This window comes from Streptomyces sp. NPDC002867, from assembly GCF_053591895.1.
In genome coordinates this window covers 37273-55469 of record NZ_JBSFUR010000033.1, presented here as the reverse complement: position 1 = coordinate 55469, position 18197 = coordinate 37273, and the positions used below count along the sequence as shown (strand labels likewise).

Here is an 18197-nt window from a genome sequence, read left to right as displayed (position 1 = left end):
GAGCCTCCTTGCCTCGCCCGCACAATGTGTCGGGCCATTCTGCCAGGCCCGCGCTCAGACCTTGACGTCGTCACTCGGCCGTCGCGTACCCGGCATGTCCGCTGTGCACTCGGCGCCGCCCGCCGCCGGTTTCGCCCGCAGGCGCGCCAGTGGCAGCGCCAGCGCGGTGAGCACGACGAAGACGGCGATGGCCAGCAGGACAATCGTCGCTCCGGGCGGCACGTCCTGGTAGTAGGAGGTGCTGGTTCCGGTCAGGGCCACGGCGACCCCGATCCCCACCGCGAGCGCGAACGTCGCCCGGAACGAGCGCGTCACCTGCTGCGCGGCCGCCACCGGCACCACCATCAGCGCGCTGACCAGCAGCAGGCCCACGACGCGCATCGCCACGCTGACCGTGACCGCCGCGGTCACCGCGACCAGCAGATTCAGCGCGCGGACCGGCAGGCCGGTCACCCGCGCGAACTCCTCGTCCTGGCTGATCGCGAACAGCTGCCTGCGCAGCCCCAGCGAGACCAGCACCACGAAGCCGGCCAGGATCGCGATGGCCGTCAGGTCCTCCGGCGACACCGTGGACAGCGAGCCGAACAGGAAGGAGCTCAGGTTCGCCGTCGACCCGGTGTCGGAGAGGTTGACGAGCATCACGCCGCCGGCCATGCCGCCGTAGAACAGCATCGCCAGCGCGATGTCGCCGCGCGTGCGCCCGTGGGCGCGGATGAGTTCCATCAGCACCGCGCCGAGCACCGACACCAGCGTCGCCATCCACACCGGGTTGGTGGACAGCAGGAAGCCGAGGCCGACGCCCGTCATCGCGACATGGCCGATTCCGTCGCCCATCAGCGCCTGCCGGCGCTGGACCAGATGAATGCCGACCGCCGGGGCGGTGATGCCGACCAGCAGCGCCGCGAGCAGCGCCCGCTGCATGAACTCGGTTTCCAGGATTTCCATGATCAGGTCAGCAGTCCCGTGCGGAGCGGCTCGTCGGCCGCGTGCGGATGTACGTGGTCGTGGCCCGGCAGGGCGTGCTGGCCCACCGCCGTCGGCGGCGGCCCGTCGTGCACCACACAGCCGTCGCGCAGCACCACGGCCCGGTCGATCAGCGGCTCCAGCGGCCCCAGCTCGTGCAGCACGAGCAGCACCGACGTGCCGCCCGCGACCTGGTCGCGCAGCGTCGACGCGAGGATCTCCTGGCTCGCCAGGTCCACTCCCGCCATCGGCTCGTCCATGATCAGCAGTTCGGGCTCGGAGGCCAGCGCCCGCGCGATCAGCACCCTCTGGTGCTGGCCGCCCGACAGCGCGGTCACCGAGTCCCCGGCCCGGTCGGCGAGACCCACCAGAGCGATGGCCCGCTCCACGGCCGCCTTGTCGGCGCGCGAGGAGAAACCGAAACGGGTGCGGGAGAGGCGGCCCGCGGACACGACCTCCCGCACGGTCGCCGGCACGCCGCTCGCGGCCGTCGTCCGCTGCGGCACGTAGCCGACCCGCGCCCATTGCCGGAAGCGGCGCAGGGGCGTGCCGAACAGCTCGATGGAGCCGCTTGTCAGCGGCACCTGGCCGATCACGGAGCGCACCGCGGTCGACTTGCCGGAGCCGTTGGCGCCGAGCAGCGCCACGACCTCACCGCGCCCGACGGTGAGGTCCACGCCGCGCAGCACGGGGCGCGTGCCGAGCGTGGCCCGGGCACCGCTGACGGATATGACCGGATCGACGGCCGGGTCCGTGACGGGCTCCATGGCGTGTGCCTCCGTTGCGTGCGGGGTGGGTGTCGCGTCGTGCGGGATCACTTCGCGCCGAGAGCCTTCTGCAGCGCGGCGAGGTTGGAGCGCATGACCTCCATGTAGTCATCGCCCTTGGACCTGTCGGTGATTCCCTCCAGCGGGTCGAGGACGTCCGTCCTCAGGCCGGCGTCGTCCGCGAGCGTCTTCGCCGTCCTGTCGCTCGCGAGGGTCTCGAAGAAGACCGTGGTGACCTTCTCCTCCTTCGCGATCGTCTGCAGTTCCTTGATCCGCGCCGGGCTGGGCTCGGACTCGGGGTCGACGCCCGCGATGCCCTCCTGGTCGAGGCCGTAGCGCTCGGCGAGGTAGCCGAAGGCGGAGTGCGTGGTGATGAACGTCTTCGTGGACGAGTTCTTCAGGCCCTGCTCGAAGTCGGTGTTCAGGCCGTTCAGCTTCGAGACCAGGGCGTCGGCGTTCTTCGTGTAGTCGGCGGCGTGGTCCGGGTCGGCCTTGCCGAGGGCCTTGCCCACGCCCTCGGCGACCTCGGCGTACTTCACCGGGTCCAGCCAGATGTGCGGGTCGGCGCCGGCCTCGCTCTCGCCATCGTGGCCGTGCTCGTCCTCGTGGGCGGCCTCTTCGTGGCCGCTCTCCTCGTGCCCGTGGTCGTGGCCGGCCCCGGTGCCGTGGTTCTCCAGCGTCGTCAGCGTGGCGGCGTCGACCTTGTGCTCCACCCCGGACTCGGCGATCGCATCGTCGACGGCGGGCTGGACGCCCTTGAGGTAGAGGATCAGACCGGAGTCGTTCAGCTCGGCGGTCTGGCGGGGCTTGAGCTCGAGGTCGTGCGGCTCGACGCCGGGCTTGGTGAGCGTGGTGACGGAGACGTTGGCGCCACCTATCTGCTCGGCGAGATACTGCATCGGATAGAAAGACGCCACGACCTTCAGCTTGCCGTCGCTGCCGCCCTCGGCAGCGTCGGAGGAGGAGCACGCGGAGACGGCCACGAGGCCGAGCGCGACGGCTCCGGCGACGGCGGTGGTGGGTATGAGGCGTCGTACGTTCATGACAGTCATTTTCAACAAAATCGGAAACGATTGTCAATAAACCTTGTGGCCTGGCCATTCACCGGACCGATTTGATCCGGGGGGTGCGGCCGCCGGTAACCTGAAGCATTCTCCGTTCGTCGTCGTCGTAATGAAGAGAGCACCGTGGCCGCCGACAAGATCGACACCATCGTCAGCCTGAGCAAGCGCCGTGGCTTCGTCTACCCGTGCAGCGAGATCTACGGCGGCCAGAAGGCCGCCTGGGACTACGGACCGCTGGGTGTCGAGCTCAAGGAGAACATCAAGCGCCAGTGGTGGCGCTACATGGTCACCTCCCGCGAGGACGTCGTCGGTATCGACTCGTCGGTGATCCTGGCCACGGAGGTGTGGGAGGCCTCCGGTCACGTCGCCACCTTCACCGACCCGCTCACCGAGTGCACCTCCTGCCACAAGCGCTACCGCGCCGACCACCTGGAGGAGGCCTTCGAGGCGAAGCACGGCCGCCTCCCGGAGAGCCTCGCCGAGGTCAACTGCCCCAACTGCGGCAACAAGGGCCAGTTCACCGAGCCCAAGCAGTTCTCCGGCCTGCTCTCCACCCACCTCGGTCCCACGCAGGACTCCGGCTCCATCGCCTACCTGCGCCCCGAGACCGCCCAGGGCATCTTCACCAACTTCGCCCAGGTCCAGCAGACCTCGCGCAAGAAGCCCCCGTTCGGCATCGCGCAGATGGGCAAGTCCTTCCGGAACGAGATCACGCCGGGCAACTTCATCTTCCGCACCCGCGAGTTCGAGCAGATGGAGATGGAGTTCTTCGTCAAACCGGGCGAGGACGAGCAGTGGCACGAGTACTGGATGGAGCAGCGCTGGAACTGGTACACCGGCCTCGGCCTGCGTGAGGAGAACATGCGCTGGTTCGAGCACCCGGCCGAGAAGCTCTCCCACTACTCCAAGCGCACCGCCGACATCGAGTACCGCTTCCAGTTCGGCGGCAACGAGTGGGGCGAGCTCGAGGGTGTCGCCAACCGCACCGACTACGACCTCTCCGCGCACTCCAAGGCGTCCGGCACCGACCTGTCGTACTTCGACCAGGAGGCCGGCGAGCGCTGGACCCCGTACGTCATCGAGCCCGCGGCCGGTGTCGGCCGCACCATGCTCGCCTTCCTCCTCGACGCCTACAACGAGGACGAGGCCCCCAACGCCAAGGGCGTCATGGAGAAGCGCACGGTCATGCGCCTCGACCCGCGCATCGCGCCCGTCAAGGTCGCCGTGCTCCCGCTGAGCCGCAACCCGCAGCTGTCGCCGAAGGCCAAGGGCCTCGCCGCCGACCTCCGGCAGAACTGGAACATCGAGTTCGACGACGCCGGCGCCATCGGCCGCCGCTACCGCCGCCAGGACGAGATCGGCACCCCGTTCTGCGTCACCGTCGACTTCGACACCCTCGACGACAACGCGGTCACGGTCCGCGAGCGCGACACCATGAAGCAGGAGCGCGTGTCCCTGGACCAGATCCAGGGCTACCTGGGCAGCCGCCTGCTCGGCTGCTGACGTTCGTCCGACGTTCGTCACGAAGCCCCCGGTTCCGGGTACGGAACCGGGGGCTTGTGTGCACACTGGGGCCCATGGTGTCGATGACCACCAGCAAGGTCAGCAGATGGGACGGGCACGGCAGGGAACACGTCGTGCGCGTCCAACGGTCCGGTGTGCAGCGGCAGTTGCGCTGCGACACCTGTGGGTGGCGCAAGAGCGCCCAGTTTCTTCCCTGGCTGAAGGCGGAGGAGCATCTGGTCCGGGAGCACCAGGCGACGGTCGACCCGACGGCCTCCTAGCGGGCGCCGTCAGGCGCGCAGGCCGCGCAGCAGGAGGCCCACCACGGCGTCGAACTCGGCGTCGACGGTGGGCTTCCGCCACTCCGGCGCGTACGCCGGGTCGTGGAAGCGGGTCGTCGCGTCGAACAACGCGCGGGCGGTGGCCGCCGGGTCGTCGGCGGTGAAGTCCCCGGCGCGGACGCCTTCTTCGACGATCTGCCGCAGCTGGCCGATCAGGGCCTCCAGATGCCGGTCCACCACGCCGCTGTTCTCGTCGATCAGCACGCCGTACGTGGCGAAAAGCTCGGGGTCGTCGCCCGCCTTGTGGCGCTTGGCCTCGAAGAGCGCGGAGAGCCAGTCGGCGACCTTCTCCGTGGCGGTGCGGTCCTTCGCCTCGGTGAGCGCGGCGAGAGCGACCTCGGCACGGGCCAGCCAGCGGTCGGTCACCGCCTCGCGCAGCGCCGCCTTCGTGCGGAAGTGGCGGTAGACGCTGCCGTGGGAGACCCCGAGCGCCCGCGCGACGTCGACGACCGTGGCCTTGGCCGGGCCGTAGCGTCGCAGCACCTCCTCGGTGGCTTCGAGGATGCGCTCGGCGGTCAGGGTCTCGGTGGGCATGGTGTGACAGTACCCGGCGTGGCAGCGGGGTCAGCGCTCGCTGTCCAGGTGGGCCATCTGGGCCGCGGGGTAGCGCTCGCCGGCCGCGGCACCGGCCGGAACCGCCTGCTCGACGGCCGCCAGGTCGTCGGCCGAAAGCTCCACGTCCAGCGCGCCCAGCGCCTCGGCCAGGCGCGTACGGGTACGGGCGCCGATCAGCGGCACGATGTCCTCGCCGCGCGAGAGCACCCAGGCGACCGCCGTCTGCGCCACGCTCACACCCTTGTCGTCGGCCACCTTGCGCAGCTGCTCCACCAGGTCCAGGTTCCGCTGGAGGTTGTCGCCCTGGAAACGGGGGCTCATCCCGCGGAAGTCGCCGGGGGCGAAGGAGTGGTCACGGGTGAAGTGGCCGCTGATCAGCCCGCGTGAGAGCACGCCGTACGCCGTGACGCCGATGCCCAGTTCGCGGAGGGTGGGCAGGATCTCCTCCTCGATGCCGCGCGAGATCAGGGAGTACTCGATCTGGAGGTCGGCGATCGGGGCGACGGAGGCGGCCCGGCGGATGGTCTCCGCCCCGACCTCCGACAGTCCGATGTGGCGGACATGGCCGGCCTCGACCAGCTCGGCGATGGCGCCGACGGTCTCCTCGATCGGCACGTCCGGGTCCACGCGGGCGATCCGGTAGATGTCGATGTGGTCGGCGCCGAGGCGCTGGAGGCTGTACGCGGCGAAGTTCTTGACCGCGGTCGGCCGGCCGTCGTAGCCGCTGAAGCCGCCCTCGACGGTGCGCAGCGCGCCGAACTTGACGCTGATCAGGGCCTGTTCGCGCGCGGACGTGCCCGCGCTGCGCAGGGCCTCGTTGATCAGCAGCTCGTTGTGGCCCATGCCGTAGAAGTCGCCCGTGTCGAGGAGCGTGACGCCGGCGTCGAGGGCGGCGTGGATCGTCGCGATCGACTCGGCGCGGTCGGTCTCGCCGTAGAGGGCGGACATGCCCATGCAGCCGAGGCCCAGAGGGAAGACGCGCGGGCCGGTGGTGCCGAGGGGACGGAGGGCGTGCGGGACGGAGGTCATGAGGAGCTCCCGGTTCGTCGGATCTCGTGCTGACGACTATGGCATGACGGATGACAGATTTCAATATCTGTCATTCCAGAGTGGTGCGGAAAATCGGGTGCTCCGGAGCCGGCCGCGCGCTACCGTCCGTGCCATGTCTTCGTTCTTCCAGATCTACGAGTGAGACGGCGGGGCCTGCCCGCCCCCCGGAATCCGAGTCACTTCTCACCCTTCTCACCTGATGGGAGAACCCCATGGCCAAGAGCCGGAACAACCTGCTCGGCGTGGGCGGACAGCGCAAGAAGCTGTCCCGCGCCGACCAGCACGGAAACGGACCCGCGCGCAGCGCGGACCGCAAGGCGGCCGCCGACCAGAAGCAGGAGCTGCTGCGCAAGATGCGCGAGCGCGCCCAGGGCGGCCAGGAGCAGCCGCAGGAGGACGCGTCCTGATCGCATGAAGAGGCCCGGACCGCGAGCTGCGCGGTCCGGGCCTTCGCGTGTCCGGTCTCAGGCCACCGGGCGCGGCAGGCGCAGGCTGAGCAGTGTCGTCGGCACGACGACGCCGGGCTGCGCCGGCGGCGTGACCTACGGCCGCCTGCTCTGCGACCCGTGGCGGGTCACCGGTGGGCGCGGGCGTCCTCGGTGGGAGGCGCGAGGAGCCGGGCCGTGCGGCGAGCGGACTCCTGCGCGCGACGGCCGCTGGTGAGCGCGCCGACGACCAGCACGCACAGGCCGCAGCCCGCGATGATCCACCAGGCGGGCCGGCTCGCGGCGACGAAGCCCTCGCTGGGCGCGGTGGCGGGGACTCCGGCAGCGAGTACGGCCCCGATGACGGCGACGCCGAGCGTCTGGCCGATCTGGCGGCTGGTGGAGGCGACGGCGGCGGCGACTCCGGCCTGGGTGCGGGGCATGCCGGCGACGGCGGTGTCGGTGATCGGCGTGTTGACCATGCCGAAGCCGAGGCCGAACAGCACGAAGGCGGTGAACAGCAGCACCTGTGAGGTCTCGGCCTCGAACGCGGCGAACAGGATTCCGCTCGCGGCCATGGTCGTGCCCGCGATCAGCAGCGGCAGGCGGGTGCCCCGGCTGCCGACGAGCCTGCCCGACAGGGGCGCGGACACCAGGGTGAGGCCCGCCATCGGCAGCATGTAGAGGCCGGTGTGCAGGGCGGAGTAGCCGCGCACGTCCTGCAGATAGAGGGTGTTGACGAAGAGGAAGCCGGCGAGCGCCGCGAACGCGCACACCGCGATGACGGTGGCCCCGCTGAACGGCGTGCTGCGGAAGAAGCGCAGGTCGATGAGGGGATCGCGGCGCCTGGGCTCGTAGAGGAGGAGGCCGGCCAGGGCCGCGGCCGAGAGCACGGCGAAGGCCGGATCGGTCTCGATGATCGCGTACGTGAGCGAGCCGAGCAGCACGATCACGAGGATCTGGCCGACGGGGTCGGCGCGGCGGGGCCGGGGGGCCCGGGACTCCGGGACATAACGCCAGGTGAGCAGGAGGGCGGCGAGGCCGACGGGCAGGTTGACCCAGAAGATGGACCGCCAGCCCACGGAGTCGACGAGCACGCCGCCGACCAGCGGTCCCGCAGCCATGGAGATGCCGACGACGCCGCCCCAGAGGCCGATGGCGCGGGCACGTTCGCGCGGGTCGGTGAAGGTGTTGGTGATGATCGACATGGCCACGGGGTTGAGCATCGAGCCGCCGACGGCCTGCACCATGCGGAACGCGACGAGCAGGTCGAGGCTGGGCGCCAGCGAGCAGAGCAGGGACCCGAGGGCGAACAGCACGAGCCCCGCCTGGAAGACCCGGCGGCGGCCGATGCGGTCGGCGGTGGAGCCGGCGAGCATCAGCAGCGAGGCGAGGACGAGGGTGTAGGCGTCGATCGTCCACTGCATCCCCGCGACGGAGGCGCCCAGCTCGTCGCGCAGAGAGGGGAGGGCGACGTTCAGGACGGTGTTGTCGAGGCTGACGATCAGCAGGCTGGTGCAGCAGATCGCCAGGATCAGGATCCGGTGCCGGCGGCCGATCTCGTCCATGGGCGCATAGTACGGCTGACTGAGGGCCGTTCCGGTGAGCGACAATGGGGCCCATGACCACGCTCGCCCCTGCTGTCGCCACGCTCCGGATCGGGCCGCACACCGTGCAGCCGCCGGTGGTGCTCGCTCCCATGGCCGGAATCACCAACGCCCCCTTCCGCACCCTCTGCCGCGAGTTCAGCGGGGGGAAGGGCCTGTTCGTGAGCGAGATGATCACGACGCGGGCGCTGGTCGAGCGCAACGAGAAGACGATGCAGCTCATCCACTTCGACGCGACCGAGACTCCGCGCTCGATCCAGCTGTACGGAGTGGACCCGGTCACCGTCGGCAAGGCCGTGCGCATGATCGTGGACGAGGACCTGGCCGACCACATCGACCTGAACTTCGGCTGCCCGGTCCCCAAGGTGACCCGCAAGGGCGGCGGCTCGGCCCTGCCGTACAAGCGGCCGCTGCTGCGGGCGATCCTCCAGGAGGCCGTGACCAACGCGGGTGACCTGCCGGTCACGATGAAGATGCGCAAGGGCATCGACGACGACCACATCACATATCTCGACGCGGGCCGTATCGCGGTCGACGAGGGCGTCACGGCGATCGCCCTGCACGGGCGCACGGCGGCGCAGCACTACGGCGGCACGGCCGACTGGGACGCGATCGCGCGTCTCAAGGAGCACGTCCCGGAGATCCCGGTGCTCGGCAACGGCGACATCTGGTCGGCGGACGACGCGCTGCGGATGGTGCGCGAGACCGGCTGCGACGGGGTGGTCGTGGGCCGCGGCTGCCTCGGGCGGCCGTGGCTCTTCGGCGACCTGGTGGCGGCCTTCGAGGGGCGCACGAACGCCTACGCGCGGCCGTCGCTGCGCGAGGTCGCGGACGTGATGCTGCGGCACGCGACGTTGCTGGGCGAGTGGATCGGGGACGAGTCGCGCGGGGTGATCGACTTCCGCAAGCACGTGGCCTGGTACCTCAAGGGCTTCTCGGTCGGTTCGCAGATGCGCAAGAAGCTGGCGGTCACGTCGTCCCTCGACGAGCTCGGCGCTCAATTGAGCGAGCTCGATCTGGACCAGTCCTGGCCGGTGGGCGCGGACGGGCCTCGGGGCAGGACGTCGGGCAACAACCGTGTGGTGCTGCCGGACGGCTGGCTGAGGGATCCGTATGACTGCGCCGGGGTCACCGCCGATGCTGAACTGGACACTTCGGGCGGCTGAGCGCTCGTCGGCGCCTCCCGGGCCGGTCCGGATGATGGAATTCCGTCAGGTTCCCCGGCGTGATCCTCGCCACCCCTGATAGGGGGTGCGCTCAGATGAGCGACAATCGGACGACTGCACCTTTCAAAGGATGGCACTCAGTGCCATCCTTTTGGTCTTCGCCTCCTGGACCCTTCACTTGCTCTCTGTCGATGGCCACGGCAAGAGTTGTCACTCTTTGTTCTGATGACTTCAGGACTTGAAGTCATGCGGCTGCACCTCAGGAGCCCGCGGGCACTTTCGATCTGCTGGCGGACGAGTGGTTAAGGCCGTATGACGCGCAAGTGGACGTACCGAGGTGCCTTCGATCTGGGTATGTTCCTCGCCGTCAGGGCAGCCATCGAGTCCTCGAGGAGTCGAGACCCGTGTCGGAAAACAAAGATCACAAGTTCGTCTACGACTTCACCGAGGGCAACAAGGACCTCAAGGACCTGCTCGGCGGGAAGGGTGCGAACCTCGCCGAGATGACCAACCTCGGTCTTCCGGTCCCTCCGGGCTTCACGATCACCACCGAGGCCTGCAAGGTCTACCTCGAGAGCGGCGAGGAGCCCCCGGCGCTCCGCGACGAGGTGACCGCCCACCTCGAGGCCCTGGAGCAGTCCATGGGCAAGAAGCTCGGCCAGGCCGACAACCCCCTGCTGGTATCCGTACGCTCGGGCGCCAAGTTCTCGATGCCCGGCATGATGGACACCGTCCTCAACATCGGCCTCTCCGACGAGTCGGTGGCGGGCCTCGCCACGCAGGCCGGCGACGAGCGCTTCGCCTGGGACTCCTACCGCCGCCTCATCCAGATGTTCGGCAAGACCGTGCTGGGCGTCGAGGGCGAGCTCTTCGAGGACGCCCTCGACGAGGCCAAGGCCGCGAAGAAGGTCACCGTCGACACCGACCTCGACGCCGCCGACCTGAAGAAGCTGGTCAAGCAGTTCAAGAAGATCGTCAAGGCCGAGGCAGGCCGCGACTTCCCGCAGGACCCGCGCGAGCAGATGGACCTCGCCATCCACGCGGTCTTCGACTCCTGGAACACCGACCGCGCCAAGCTCTACCGCCGTCAGGAGCGCATCCCCGGCGACCTCGGCACCGCGGTCAACGTCTGCTCCATGGTCTTCGGCAACCTCGGCCCGGACTCCGGCACCGGCGTCGCCTTCACCCGTGACCCGGCCTCCGGCCACCAGGGCGTCTACGGCGACTACCTGCAGAACGCGCAGGGCGAGGACGTCGTCGCCGGTATCCGCAACACCGTGCCGCTCGCCGAGCTCGAGTCGATCGACAAGAAGTCGTACGACCAGCTGATGCAGATCATGGAAACCCTCGAGACGCACTACAAGGACCTGTGCGACATCGAGTTCACCATCGAGCGCGGCCAGCTGTGGATGCTGCAGACCCGCGTCGGCAAGCGCACCGCCGGAGCCGCGTTCCGCATCGCCACGCAGCTCGTGGACCAGGGCCTGATCGACGAGGCCGAGGCGCTCCAGCGCGTCAACGGCGCGCAGCTCGCGCAGCTGATGTTCCCGCGCTTCGACGACACGGCGAAGACCGACCTGCTCGGCCGCGGCATCGCCGCCTCCCCGGGCGCGGCCGTCGGCAAGGCCGTCTTCGACTCCTACACCGCGGTCAAGTGGTCGCGTTCCGGCGAGAAGGTCATCCTGATCCGCCGCGAGACCAACCCGGACGACCTGGACGGCATGATCGCCGCCGAGGGCATCCTGACCTCGCGCGGCGGCAAGACCTCGCACGCGGCCGTCGTGGCGCGCGGCATGGGCAAGACCTGTGTCTGCGGCGCCGAGGAGCTGGAGGTCGACACCAAGCGCCGCCGGATGACCGTGGGCGACCAGGTCATCGAGGAGGGCGACGTCGTCTCCATCGACGGCTCCACCGGCAAGGTGTACCTCGGTGAGGTGCCGGTCGTGCCGTCCCCGGTCGTCGAGTACTTCGAGGGCCGCATGCACGCGGGCGCCGACGACGCCGACGAGCTGGTCGCCGCCGTGCACCGGATCATGGCCTACGCGGACCGGGTCCGCCGGCTGCGGGTGCGGGCGAACGCGGACAACGCCGAGGACGCGCTGCGGGCGCGGCGGTTCGGTGCGCAGGGCATCGGCCTGTGCCGCACGGAGCACATGTTCCTCGGCGAGCGCCGCGAGATGGTCGAGAAGCTGATCCTCGCCGACACCGACGACGAGCGCGCCGAGGCCCTGCGGGCCCTGCTGCCGCTGCAGAAGAAGGACTTCGTCGAGCTGTTCGAGGCGATGGACGGGCTGCCGGTGACGGTGCGTCTGCTCGACCCGCCGCTGCACGAGTTCCTGCCCGACATCACCGAGCTGTCGGTGCGCGTCGCGCTCGCCGAGGCCCGCAAGGACCCGCACGAGAACGACCTGCGTCTGCTCCAGGCCGTGCACCGGCTGCACGAGCAGAACCCGATGCTGGGTCTGCGCGGTGTACGCCTCGGCCTGGTCATCCCCGGCCTGTTCACCATGCAGGTGCGGGCGATCGCGGAGGCCGCGGCCGAGCGCATCGAGGCCAAGGGCGACCCGCGCGCGGAGATCATGATTCCGCTCGTGGGCACGGTCCAGGAGCTGGAGATCGTCCGCGACGAGGCCGAGCAGGTCATCGCGGAGGTGCAGGCGGCGACGGGCGTCGAGCTCAAGCTGGCGCTCGGCACGATGATCGAGCTGCCGCGCGCCGCGCTGACCGCCGGTCAGATCGCCGAGGCCGCCGAGTTCTTCTCCTTCGGCACGAACGACCTCACCCAGACGGTGTGGGGCTTCTCGCGGGACGACGTGGAGGCGAGCTTCTTCACGGCGTACCTGGAGAAGGGCATCTTCGGGGTGTCGCCTTTCGAGACGATCGACAAGGACGGTGTGGGCTCGCTCGTGCGCAGCGCGGTGGCGGCGGGCCGGGCCACGCGCCCGGACCTGAAGCTCGGCGTGTGCGGCGAGCACGGCGGTGACCCGGAGTCGGTGCACTTCTTCCACGAGGTGGGCCTGGACTACGTCTCCTGCTCCCCGTTCCGCATCCCGGTGGCGCGCCTCGAGGCGGGCCGGGCGGCGGCCCAGTCGACGGGCAGCGACTCGCGCTGACGCGGGGCGGTGCTCGGCCGATGGCGTCCGAGCACCCCATGCGTCCGAGCGCGGACACATACTTCCGGGGCCGTCATCCGGGAGCGGGGCACGAAAACCCGCAGTCCGGAACCTCGACCCTCACCGGCGTCCCGGTGACGGTCCCGGAACTCCAGCGGAAGGGGCAGGCGCCCTGTGCGAGGCGCCTGCCCCTTCCGCGTTGTCCGTTCGGCCGCTTCGTCCGCCGAGGACTGTCCGAGAGCTGACCGCCGAGCGGCTTGCCCTCCGCCGAGAGCTGACCGCCGAGCGGCTTGCCCTCCGCCGAGAGCCGACCGCCGAGCCGCGTGCCTCCGCCGAGGGCTGTCCGTCGGGCTGCCGGCCTCCGAGAAGCGCGGTCCGTGCCGCCGCGTTCCGGCCCTGCTGACCATTCGTTCATTTGAATTTCGTACGTCCAACGGGAATCGAATTCTCGACATTCTCCGCACGAAGAAACCGGCGGAGCGCGGCCGGCGGATCCCCACCCGCCGACCGCACCCCATTACCCGTGCCGGACACGGAGCCGCAACCTCCGCCACCGCCGCCGGACGCGAAGGCCCCCCACGGTCCTTGCTGCGTCACATCGGTGAAGTAGGTTTCATGCCCGACGCCGTACAGCCTTTCGGTTGCCCCCGTGCTCCCGCGAGGCGTTTCAACTGTGGCTGAAACACCGTGGTAACAACCTGTGATTGCATGCATACTCAGTGATGGGGGCGATTGCAGGTGCAACAAGTGGGGGTTCGGTGCTTCGAATTCATTTCAATGCGGACGACCTGGCGAAAGTGCGCATGGCCGCCAGGCCCGACGCGTTGTGGGAATCCATTCTCAGTTTTCACCGATTGCGCGACCGCAGAGGCGCACTCACCTTCGGTGAATGGCGCTCGGAAGCCCGCGCCCGGTTGAAAGGTGAAACACGCCTGCTCGCACAGCTCGTGCCGCCGCGGGGTTATTTCCCCGACTTTCTGACGCCGGCGGAGGGCCGTGACGGCCTCGAAGCCGGGCTGGAGGCGCTCCGCGCCACTCCGCCCGCACGGCTGCACACCGAACTGGCCCTCGCGGTCGCCCACCGCTCGCCGCTGCGCGTGCTGCCCGCCCGGCTCCTCGCCCTTGCCGAGGGCCGCGCGGAGGCCGTCGCCCGTCTCGTGGCCGCCCTGCGCGCCTACTACCGGTCCGCCGTCGAGCCGTACTGGCCCCACATCCAGGCCCGCGTCGAGGCGGACCGCGCCGTGCGCGGCCGCGCGCTGCTCGACGGGGGCGCGGGCGAGCTCCTCGCCTCGCTGCCGCCCGTACTGCGCTGGCGTGCCCCCGTGCTGGAGGCCGACTACCCGGTCGACCGCGAACTGCGCCTGAACGGGCGGGGACTGCTGCTCCAGCCGTCGTTCTTCTGCCGCGGCACACCGGTCGTGCTGCGCGACGCCTCGCTGCCGCCGGTGCTCGTCTACCCCGTCTCGCACGGGGCCGAGCCGGCCTTCGGCGAGTCGGCCGGCCCCTCCCTGGGCCGCCTCGTCGGCCACACGCGCTCCGCCGTGCTCCAGGCCATCCGCAACGGCTGCACCACCAGCGAACTGGCCCGCAGGGCAGGGGTCTCCCTCGCCTCCGCGAGCCAGCACGCCGCGGTCCTCCGCGAAGCCGGACTCGTCGTGACCCTGCGCCACGGCAACGCGGTCCTGCACACGCTCACCCCGCTGGGCGCCGCCCTGCTGCGCGGCGGCGCCTGTGCGGAGCCCTCAGGGGTGCCCGGCGGATCGTGACCGGCCCCGATCCGCCGGACACCCCCGCGCCGCGCCCTACGCGCGGAACGGTCCGGTCACCTCGTAGGTGATGCCGCCCGAGGAGCTGCCCGTGGTGCCGCGCTGGCTGGAGAAGTACAGCCGGCGCCCGTCGGGCGAGAAGGCCGGGCCGCAGATCTCCGACCCGGACTGCCCGGTGATCCGCAGGAACGGCGCGACGATGTCGTCCGGCGTGATCACGCAGATCTCCATGTTGCCGCCGTCCTCGGCGACGAAGAGGTCGCCGGAGGTGGCCCCCGTCACGTTGTCGACACCGGTCAGCGGGGCGCCGCCGCCGACGACGAGGGAGTCGTCGTAGGCCAGCTCGTAGGTGCTGTTGAGCAGGTTCAGCTGCCACAGGCGGTTGTCGCCCTTGGTGGTGAACCACACGGTGTCGTTGGCGTAGTGGCAGCCCTCGCCGCCGTTGAACAGCTTGGCGCCGGACACCTGGTCGCGGGTGGGGGTCGGGGAGCCGTCGGGGTCCGGCACGGTCGCCCAGGTGAAGGAGCCGGAGGTGCCCGTTCCGGCCTTCAGCACCTGCAGGGTGCCGGAGGACAGATTGCCCCAGGTGGTGGGGACGAACCGGTAGAGGCAGCCGTCGGACGCGTCCTCGGTGAGGTAGATCACTCTGCGCACGGGGTCGGCCGCGGCGGCCTCGTGGTTGAAGCGGCCCATCGCGGAGCGGCGTACGGCGGCGTTCACGCCCCACGGGTCCGTCTCGTAGACGTAGCCGGTGCTGACCTCCTCGCAGGAGAGCCAGGTGTTCCACGGGGTCGCGCCGCCCGCGCAGTTGCGGTTGGTGTTGGACAGGATGCGGTACGCGCCGGTGATCGCGCCGGTCGAGGAGAACTTCACGGCGCTCGCACCGCCGGTGGAGGAGATCTCCGAGTTGGAGACGTAGATCCAGCCGCTGCCGTCCGCGAAACAGGCGCCGCCGTCCGGGGCGTTGTGCCAGACGTACGACGTGGAACCGACCCTCTGGCCGGACCGGGCGATCACCCGGCTGGTGAACCCTGCCGGGAGCTGGATGCCGTTCGCGTCGGCCGCACCGAGCGCCCCGTACGGGCCGGCGCCGGGCTGCGCCGGAGCCGCGGACGCGGCGCCCTGCCACAGGGTGAAGCCGAATGCGGCGGCGGATGTGCCGACGACCGCGCCACGCAGGAAACTACGACGTTCCACTTGTCACTCCAAGGGTGGGATGACCGCCCCGCGGCGCCGGCCGGCGCCACGGGGTCGCGCAGTCGGAGAACCTAGGAGGGGTGAATTGACGCCACGGCAACGGACAGTGACTCGGAGGCGTCGACTCCAGGGAGTACCGGCGCGTTCGTTCCCGGCCGTCCCAGGAGCCCCAGGAGATGGCCGAAACTTTTCCGCGCCCGAGCGATGAGTCCGGACCACCGTCTCCGTCTACCTCTTCGAACACACCGCACGGCGGAGCACCCGACGAGAGCGCACGAGAGAGAGACGGCCATGCCTCAGATGATCTTCGTGAACCTGCCCGTGAACGACCTGGAGACCAGCAAGGCCTTCTGGAGCAAGCTCGGCTACTCCTTCAACCCGCAGTTCACCGACGAGAACGCCGCGTGCATGGTCATCAGCGACACCATCTACGCGATGCTGCTGACCAGGCCCCGGTTCAAGGACTTCACCAAGAAGGAGATCGCGGACGCCGCCGGCTCCACCGAGGTGATCCTCGCGCTGAGCGCCGAGAGCCGGGAGAAGGTCGACGAGTTCGTGGACGCGGCCCTCGCCGCCGGCGGCTCGCCGGCCAACGACCCGCAGGACTACGGCTTCATGTACGGCCGTTCCTTCCAGGACCCCGACCACCACCAGTGGGAGGTCATCTGGATGGACGAGGAGGCCGCCAAGAAGGCCATGGCACAGGGCGAGTGACTCCGGCGGGGGAGGCGGCGGGCCGGTCGTGACGGACGCGTCACGACCGGCCCGCCCGCTGGTACAGCCCCGGTGTCACGCCGAAACAGCGCACGAACCACCGGTGGAAGTGGCTCTGGTCGGTGAAACCCACCGCGACGGCCGCGTCCGCCGCCGGCGTACCGGCCGCGAGCAGCCCGCGCGCCCGGCGCAGGCGCACCAGCCGCTGCCAGTCCGCCGGTGACATCCCGTACTCGGCCCGGAAGGCCCGGTACAGGGCGAACCGGCTGCAGCCCGCCGCCTCGGCGAGCGCCTCGGCCGTCACCCTCTCCCCGTACGCCTCCTCCAGCAGCGCCCGTACCCGGCGCGCCGCGAACCGGGCCGGGCCGTCGCGCACCGGGACGCGTGCCCGCGGCGGGCGTGCCGTGCCACGGGCGACCATGGCGGTGACCGCCGCCGTCAGCCGCTCGTCGCGCACCAGGGGCTCCGCGTCGCCGACGAGCGCGGTGTGCAGCCGCAGCAGGGCCTCGCGCAGCACCGGGTCGCTCAGCGCCGGCTCCGGGAACAGCGGCATGACCGCCCGCCCGCCGGCCATGTCCGCCAGCACCTCGCGCACGACATCGGGGCCGATGTGCACGATCCGGTACTGGTACCCGAGGTCGGCCGCCGCCCGCCCGTCGTGCGGATCGTCCGGGTTGAACGCCATCACCATGCCCGCGCCGCTGGTGTGCGCGCCGCCCCGGCAGCGGAAGCGCTGGGCGCCCGCCTCGGTTATCCCGAACGAGTACGCGTCATGGCTGTGCGGGTGGTAGACGTGGTCGAAGAAGTGGGCGTGCATGGCCTCCAGCGGACGGTGCGCGTCGCGCCAGTAGCGTGCCCATCCGTCGCCGTGCGCGCCCGGTGAGCCGTGAGCTGTGTCCACCGCCTCATTGTGCCCGCACGAATGTACAAGACAGGGGAGGGCGGGACGGGCGACGCTGGGCCCATGAACTCGGCGAAGACGGCGCACCCGGTCAAGGGCAAGGACAACCCGTATCTGCTGCTGACGGTGACGATGGTGCTGTGGGGGAGCGCCTTCAGCAGTTCCAAGGTGGTCGTGGAGCAACTGCCCCACGGTGTCGCGGCGTTCCTCCGCTTCGGCGGCGGCGCGCTCGCCCTGCTGGTCGCCGTGCGCCTCTTCGGCCGGCGCGGCGCACGGGTCGCCCCGCGGGACCGGGGGAGGGCGGCGCTCGCCGGGCTGCTCGGCGTCTTCGCGTACAACCTGAGCTTCTTCTGGGGGCTCTCGCTGGCGCCCTCGATGGACGCCGGCGTGATCGTCCCGGTCATGAGCCCGGTCCTGACGACCGCGTTCCTCCTGCTCACCCGCAGGGAGTCGGCGTCGCCCGCGCGTATCGCGGGGCTCGGCCTGGGCGTGGTGGGCGCGGTGGTCTTCTTCGTCGGGGCGGGCACCGGCGGCGGGGGCGCGACGCGGCTGACCGGGGATCTGCTGTTCCTGCTCAGCGCCGTCTGCTGGACCTCGTTCACGCTCGCGGGACCGCGCGTGCTGGCCGGCATCGAACCGCTGCGGGCCACGACGTACGCGACCTGCACCGGAGCCGTGGCCCTCGGCCTGTTCTCGGCTCCCGAGCTGGGCGACGTGAGCTGGGGCGAAGTGCCCGCCGGGATATGGCTGAACGTGGTGTTCCTCGCCGTCGGGCCGACGGCCCTCGCCAATCTCCTCTACTACCGCGGAGTCGGCGCGGTCGGCCCCGCCTCGGCCTCCGTGATGATGTTCCTCGTGCCCGTCCTCGGCAGCTCGGCGGCCGTGGTCTTCCTGGGCGAGTCCTTCGGCGCCGTCCAGGCGGCCGGCGCCGTGGTGCTGCTCGCCGGCGCGGTGCTCGCCGTCACCCAGGGGCGCCTGCCGGGCCGCCGGGGCCCGGCAGGAGGGGATGGTGCCGCTCACGCGTCGCGAAGAGTCAGGGCAGTGACAGACGACGCGTGAGCGGAG

16 protein-coding genes are annotated in these 18197 nt (G+C 70.5%); 8 read left to right on the top strand and 8 right to left on the bottom strand.

Features of this window, described 5'->3' with window-relative positions:
- Positions 1-54 precede the first annotated feature (54 nt).
- The 3 genes from ACWD0A_RS25750 to ACWD0A_RS25740 are packed head-to-tail and all read right to left on the bottom strand — an operon-like array spanning position 55 to position 2773.
- Positions 55-945, bottom strand: a complete 891-nt coding sequence (locus tag ACWD0A_RS25750) for a metal ABC transporter permease (protein ID WP_451301787.1) — start codon at positions 943-945, stop codon at positions 55-57.
- A 2-nt stretch (positions 946-947) separates the two neighbouring features.
- A complete protein-coding gene (locus tag ACWD0A_RS25745) occupies positions 948-1730 on the bottom strand; it encodes a metal ABC transporter ATP-binding protein (protein ID WP_451301785.1) in 783 nt (260 codons plus the stop codon).
- Between the two features lie 47 nt (positions 1731-1777).
- Complete coding sequence (locus ACWD0A_RS25740) at positions 1778-2773, bottom strand: metal ABC transporter substrate-binding protein (protein WP_451301783.1); 996 nt, start codon at positions 2771-2773, stop codon at positions 1778-1780.
- A gap of 144 nt (positions 2774-2917) precedes the next feature.
- On the opposite strand from ACWD0A_RS25740, the gene ACWD0A_RS25735 reads away from it, so the two are divergent.
- Both ACWD0A_RS25735 and ACWD0A_RS25730 read left to right on the top strand, forming a co-directional pair.
- Entirely contained in the window at positions 2918-4297 is a 1380-nt protein-coding gene (locus ACWD0A_RS25735) for a glycine--tRNA ligase (RefSeq protein ID WP_177152460.1), read from the top strand.
- A gap of 74 nt (positions 4298-4371) precedes the next feature.
- Complete coding sequence (locus tag ACWD0A_RS25730) at positions 4372-4578, top strand: hypothetical protein (RefSeq protein ID WP_307715587.1); 207 nt, start codon at positions 4372-4374, stop codon at positions 4576-4578.
- 9 nt (positions 4579-4587) lie between these two features.
- Here ACWD0A_RS25730 and ACWD0A_RS25725 read toward each other — a convergent pair whose 3' ends face one another.
- Positions 4588-5172, bottom strand: a complete 585-nt coding sequence (locus tag ACWD0A_RS25725) for a TetR family transcriptional regulator (protein WP_451301780.1) — start codon at positions 5170-5172, stop codon at positions 4588-4590.
- A gap of 30 nt (positions 5173-5202) precedes the next feature.
- Positions 5203-6222 (bottom strand): aldo/keto reductase, encoded by a 1020-nt coding sequence (locus tag ACWD0A_RS25720; RefSeq protein ID WP_451301778.1) that lies wholly within the window; start codon positions 6220-6222, stop codon positions 5203-5205.
- Positions 6223-6455: 233 nt separating this feature from the next.
- Here ACWD0A_RS25720 and ACWD0A_RS25715 point away from each other — a divergent pair, with 233 nt between their 5' ends.
- Positions 6456-6650, top strand: coding sequence for a DUF6243 family protein (locus tag ACWD0A_RS25715; protein WP_307715590.1), 195 nt, complete (start codon positions 6456-6458; stop codon positions 6648-6650).
- 167 nt (positions 6651-6817) lie between these two features.
- Here ACWD0A_RS25715 and ACWD0A_RS25710 read toward each other — a convergent pair whose 3' ends face one another.
- A complete protein-coding gene (locus tag ACWD0A_RS25710) occupies positions 6818-8236 on the bottom strand; it encodes an MFS transporter (RefSeq protein ID WP_451301776.1) in 1419 nt (472 codons plus the stop codon).
- Positions 8237-8289: 53 nt separating this feature from the next.
- Between ACWD0A_RS25710 and dusB the strand changes: the two genes are divergently transcribed.
- The 3 genes from dusB (at position 8290) to ACWD0A_RS25695 (ending at position 14320) form a co-directional block, all read left to right on the top strand.
- The gene (gene dusB / locus ACWD0A_RS25705) at positions 8290-9441 is read left to right on the top strand and encodes a tRNA dihydrouridine synthase DusB (RefSeq protein WP_451301775.1); all 1152 of its coding nucleotides are present in this window, start codon (positions 8290-8292) and stop codon (positions 9439-9441) included.
- 404 nt (positions 9442-9845) lie between these two features.
- Complete coding sequence (gene ppdK / locus ACWD0A_RS25700; protein WP_451301773.1) at positions 9846-12554, top strand: pyruvate, phosphate dikinase; 2709 nt, start codon at positions 9846-9848, stop codon at positions 12552-12554.
- Positions 12555-13312: 758 nt separating this feature from the next.
- The gene (locus ACWD0A_RS25695) at positions 13313-14320 is read left to right on the top strand and encodes an ArsR/SmtB family transcription factor (protein WP_451301771.1); all 1008 of its coding nucleotides are present in this window, start codon (positions 13313-13315) and stop codon (positions 14318-14320) included.
- A gap of 36 nt (positions 14321-14356) precedes the next feature.
- On the opposite strand, the gene ACWD0A_RS25690 is transcribed toward ACWD0A_RS25695, so the two are convergent.
- Positions 14357-15517, bottom strand: a complete 1161-nt coding sequence (locus tag ACWD0A_RS25690) for an alkaline phosphatase PhoX (protein WP_451301769.1) — start codon at positions 15515-15517, stop codon at positions 14357-14359.
- A gap of 291 nt (positions 15518-15808) precedes the next feature.
- Between ACWD0A_RS25690 and ACWD0A_RS25685 the strand changes: the two genes are divergently transcribed.
- Positions 15809-16231, top strand: a complete 423-nt coding sequence (locus ACWD0A_RS25685) for a VOC family protein (RefSeq protein ID WP_451301767.1) — start codon at positions 15809-15811, stop codon at positions 16229-16231.
- A 40-nt stretch (positions 16232-16271) separates the two neighbouring features.
- On the opposite strand, the gene ACWD0A_RS25680 is transcribed toward ACWD0A_RS25685, so the two are convergent.
- Positions 16272-17048: an AraC family transcriptional regulator gene (locus ACWD0A_RS25680; RefSeq protein WP_451301815.1), complete on the bottom strand. Its 777-nt coding sequence runs from the start codon at positions 17046-17048 to the stop codon at positions 16272-16274.
- Between the two features lie 147 nt (positions 17049-17195).
- On the opposite strand from ACWD0A_RS25680, the gene ACWD0A_RS25675 reads away from it, so the two are divergent.
- The gene (locus ACWD0A_RS25675) at positions 17196-18191 is read left to right on the top strand and encodes a DMT family transporter (RefSeq protein ID WP_451301765.1); all 996 of its coding nucleotides are present in this window, start codon (positions 17196-17198) and stop codon (positions 18189-18191) included.
- The last annotated feature ends 6 nt before the right edge of the window (positions 18192-18197 follow it).

Coding starts and splice junctions, on each gene's coding strand:
- ACWD0A_RS25750 (WP_451301787.1), bottom strand. CDS start 945: ATGGAAATCCTGGAAACCGAGTTCATGCAGCGGGCGCTGCTCGCGGCG.
- ACWD0A_RS25745 (WP_451301785.1), bottom strand. CDS start 1,730: ATGGAGCCCGTCACGGACCCGGCCGTCGATCCGGTCATATCCGTCAGC.
- ACWD0A_RS25740 (WP_451301783.1), bottom strand. CDS start 2,773: ATGAACGTACGACGCCTCATACCCACCACCGCCGTCGCCGGAGCCGTC.
- ACWD0A_RS25730 (WP_307715587.1), top strand. CDS start 4,372: ATGGTGTCGATGACCACCAGCAAGGTCAGCAGATGGGACGGGCACGGC.
- ACWD0A_RS25725 (WP_451301780.1), bottom strand. CDS start 5,172: ATGCCCACCGAGACCCTGACCGCCGAGCGCATCCTCGAAGCCACCGAG.
- ACWD0A_RS25720 (WP_451301778.1), bottom strand. CDS start 6,222: ATGACCTCCGTCCCGCACGCCCTCCGTCCCCTCGGCACCACCGGCCCG.
- ACWD0A_RS25715 (WP_307715590.1), top strand. CDS start 6,456: ATGGCCAAGAGCCGGAACAACCTGCTCGGCGTGGGCGGACAGCGCAAG.
- ACWD0A_RS25710 (WP_451301776.1), bottom strand. CDS start 8,236: ATGGACGAGATCGGCCGCCGGCACCGGATCCTGATCCTGGCGATCTGC.
- dusB (WP_451301775.1), top strand. CDS start 8,290: ATGACCACGCTCGCCCCTGCTGTCGCCACGCTCCGGATCGGGCCGCAC.
- ACWD0A_RS25685 (WP_451301767.1), top strand. CDS start 15,809: ATGCCTCAGATGATCTTCGTGAACCTGCCCGTGAACGACCTGGAGACC.
- ACWD0A_RS25680 (WP_451301815.1), bottom strand. CDS start 17,048: ATGCACGCCCACTTCTTCGACCACGTCTACCACCCGCACAGCCATGAC.
- ACWD0A_RS25675 (WP_451301765.1), top strand. CDS start 17,196: ATGAACTCGGCGAAGACGGCGCACCCGGTCAAGGGCAAGGACAACCCG.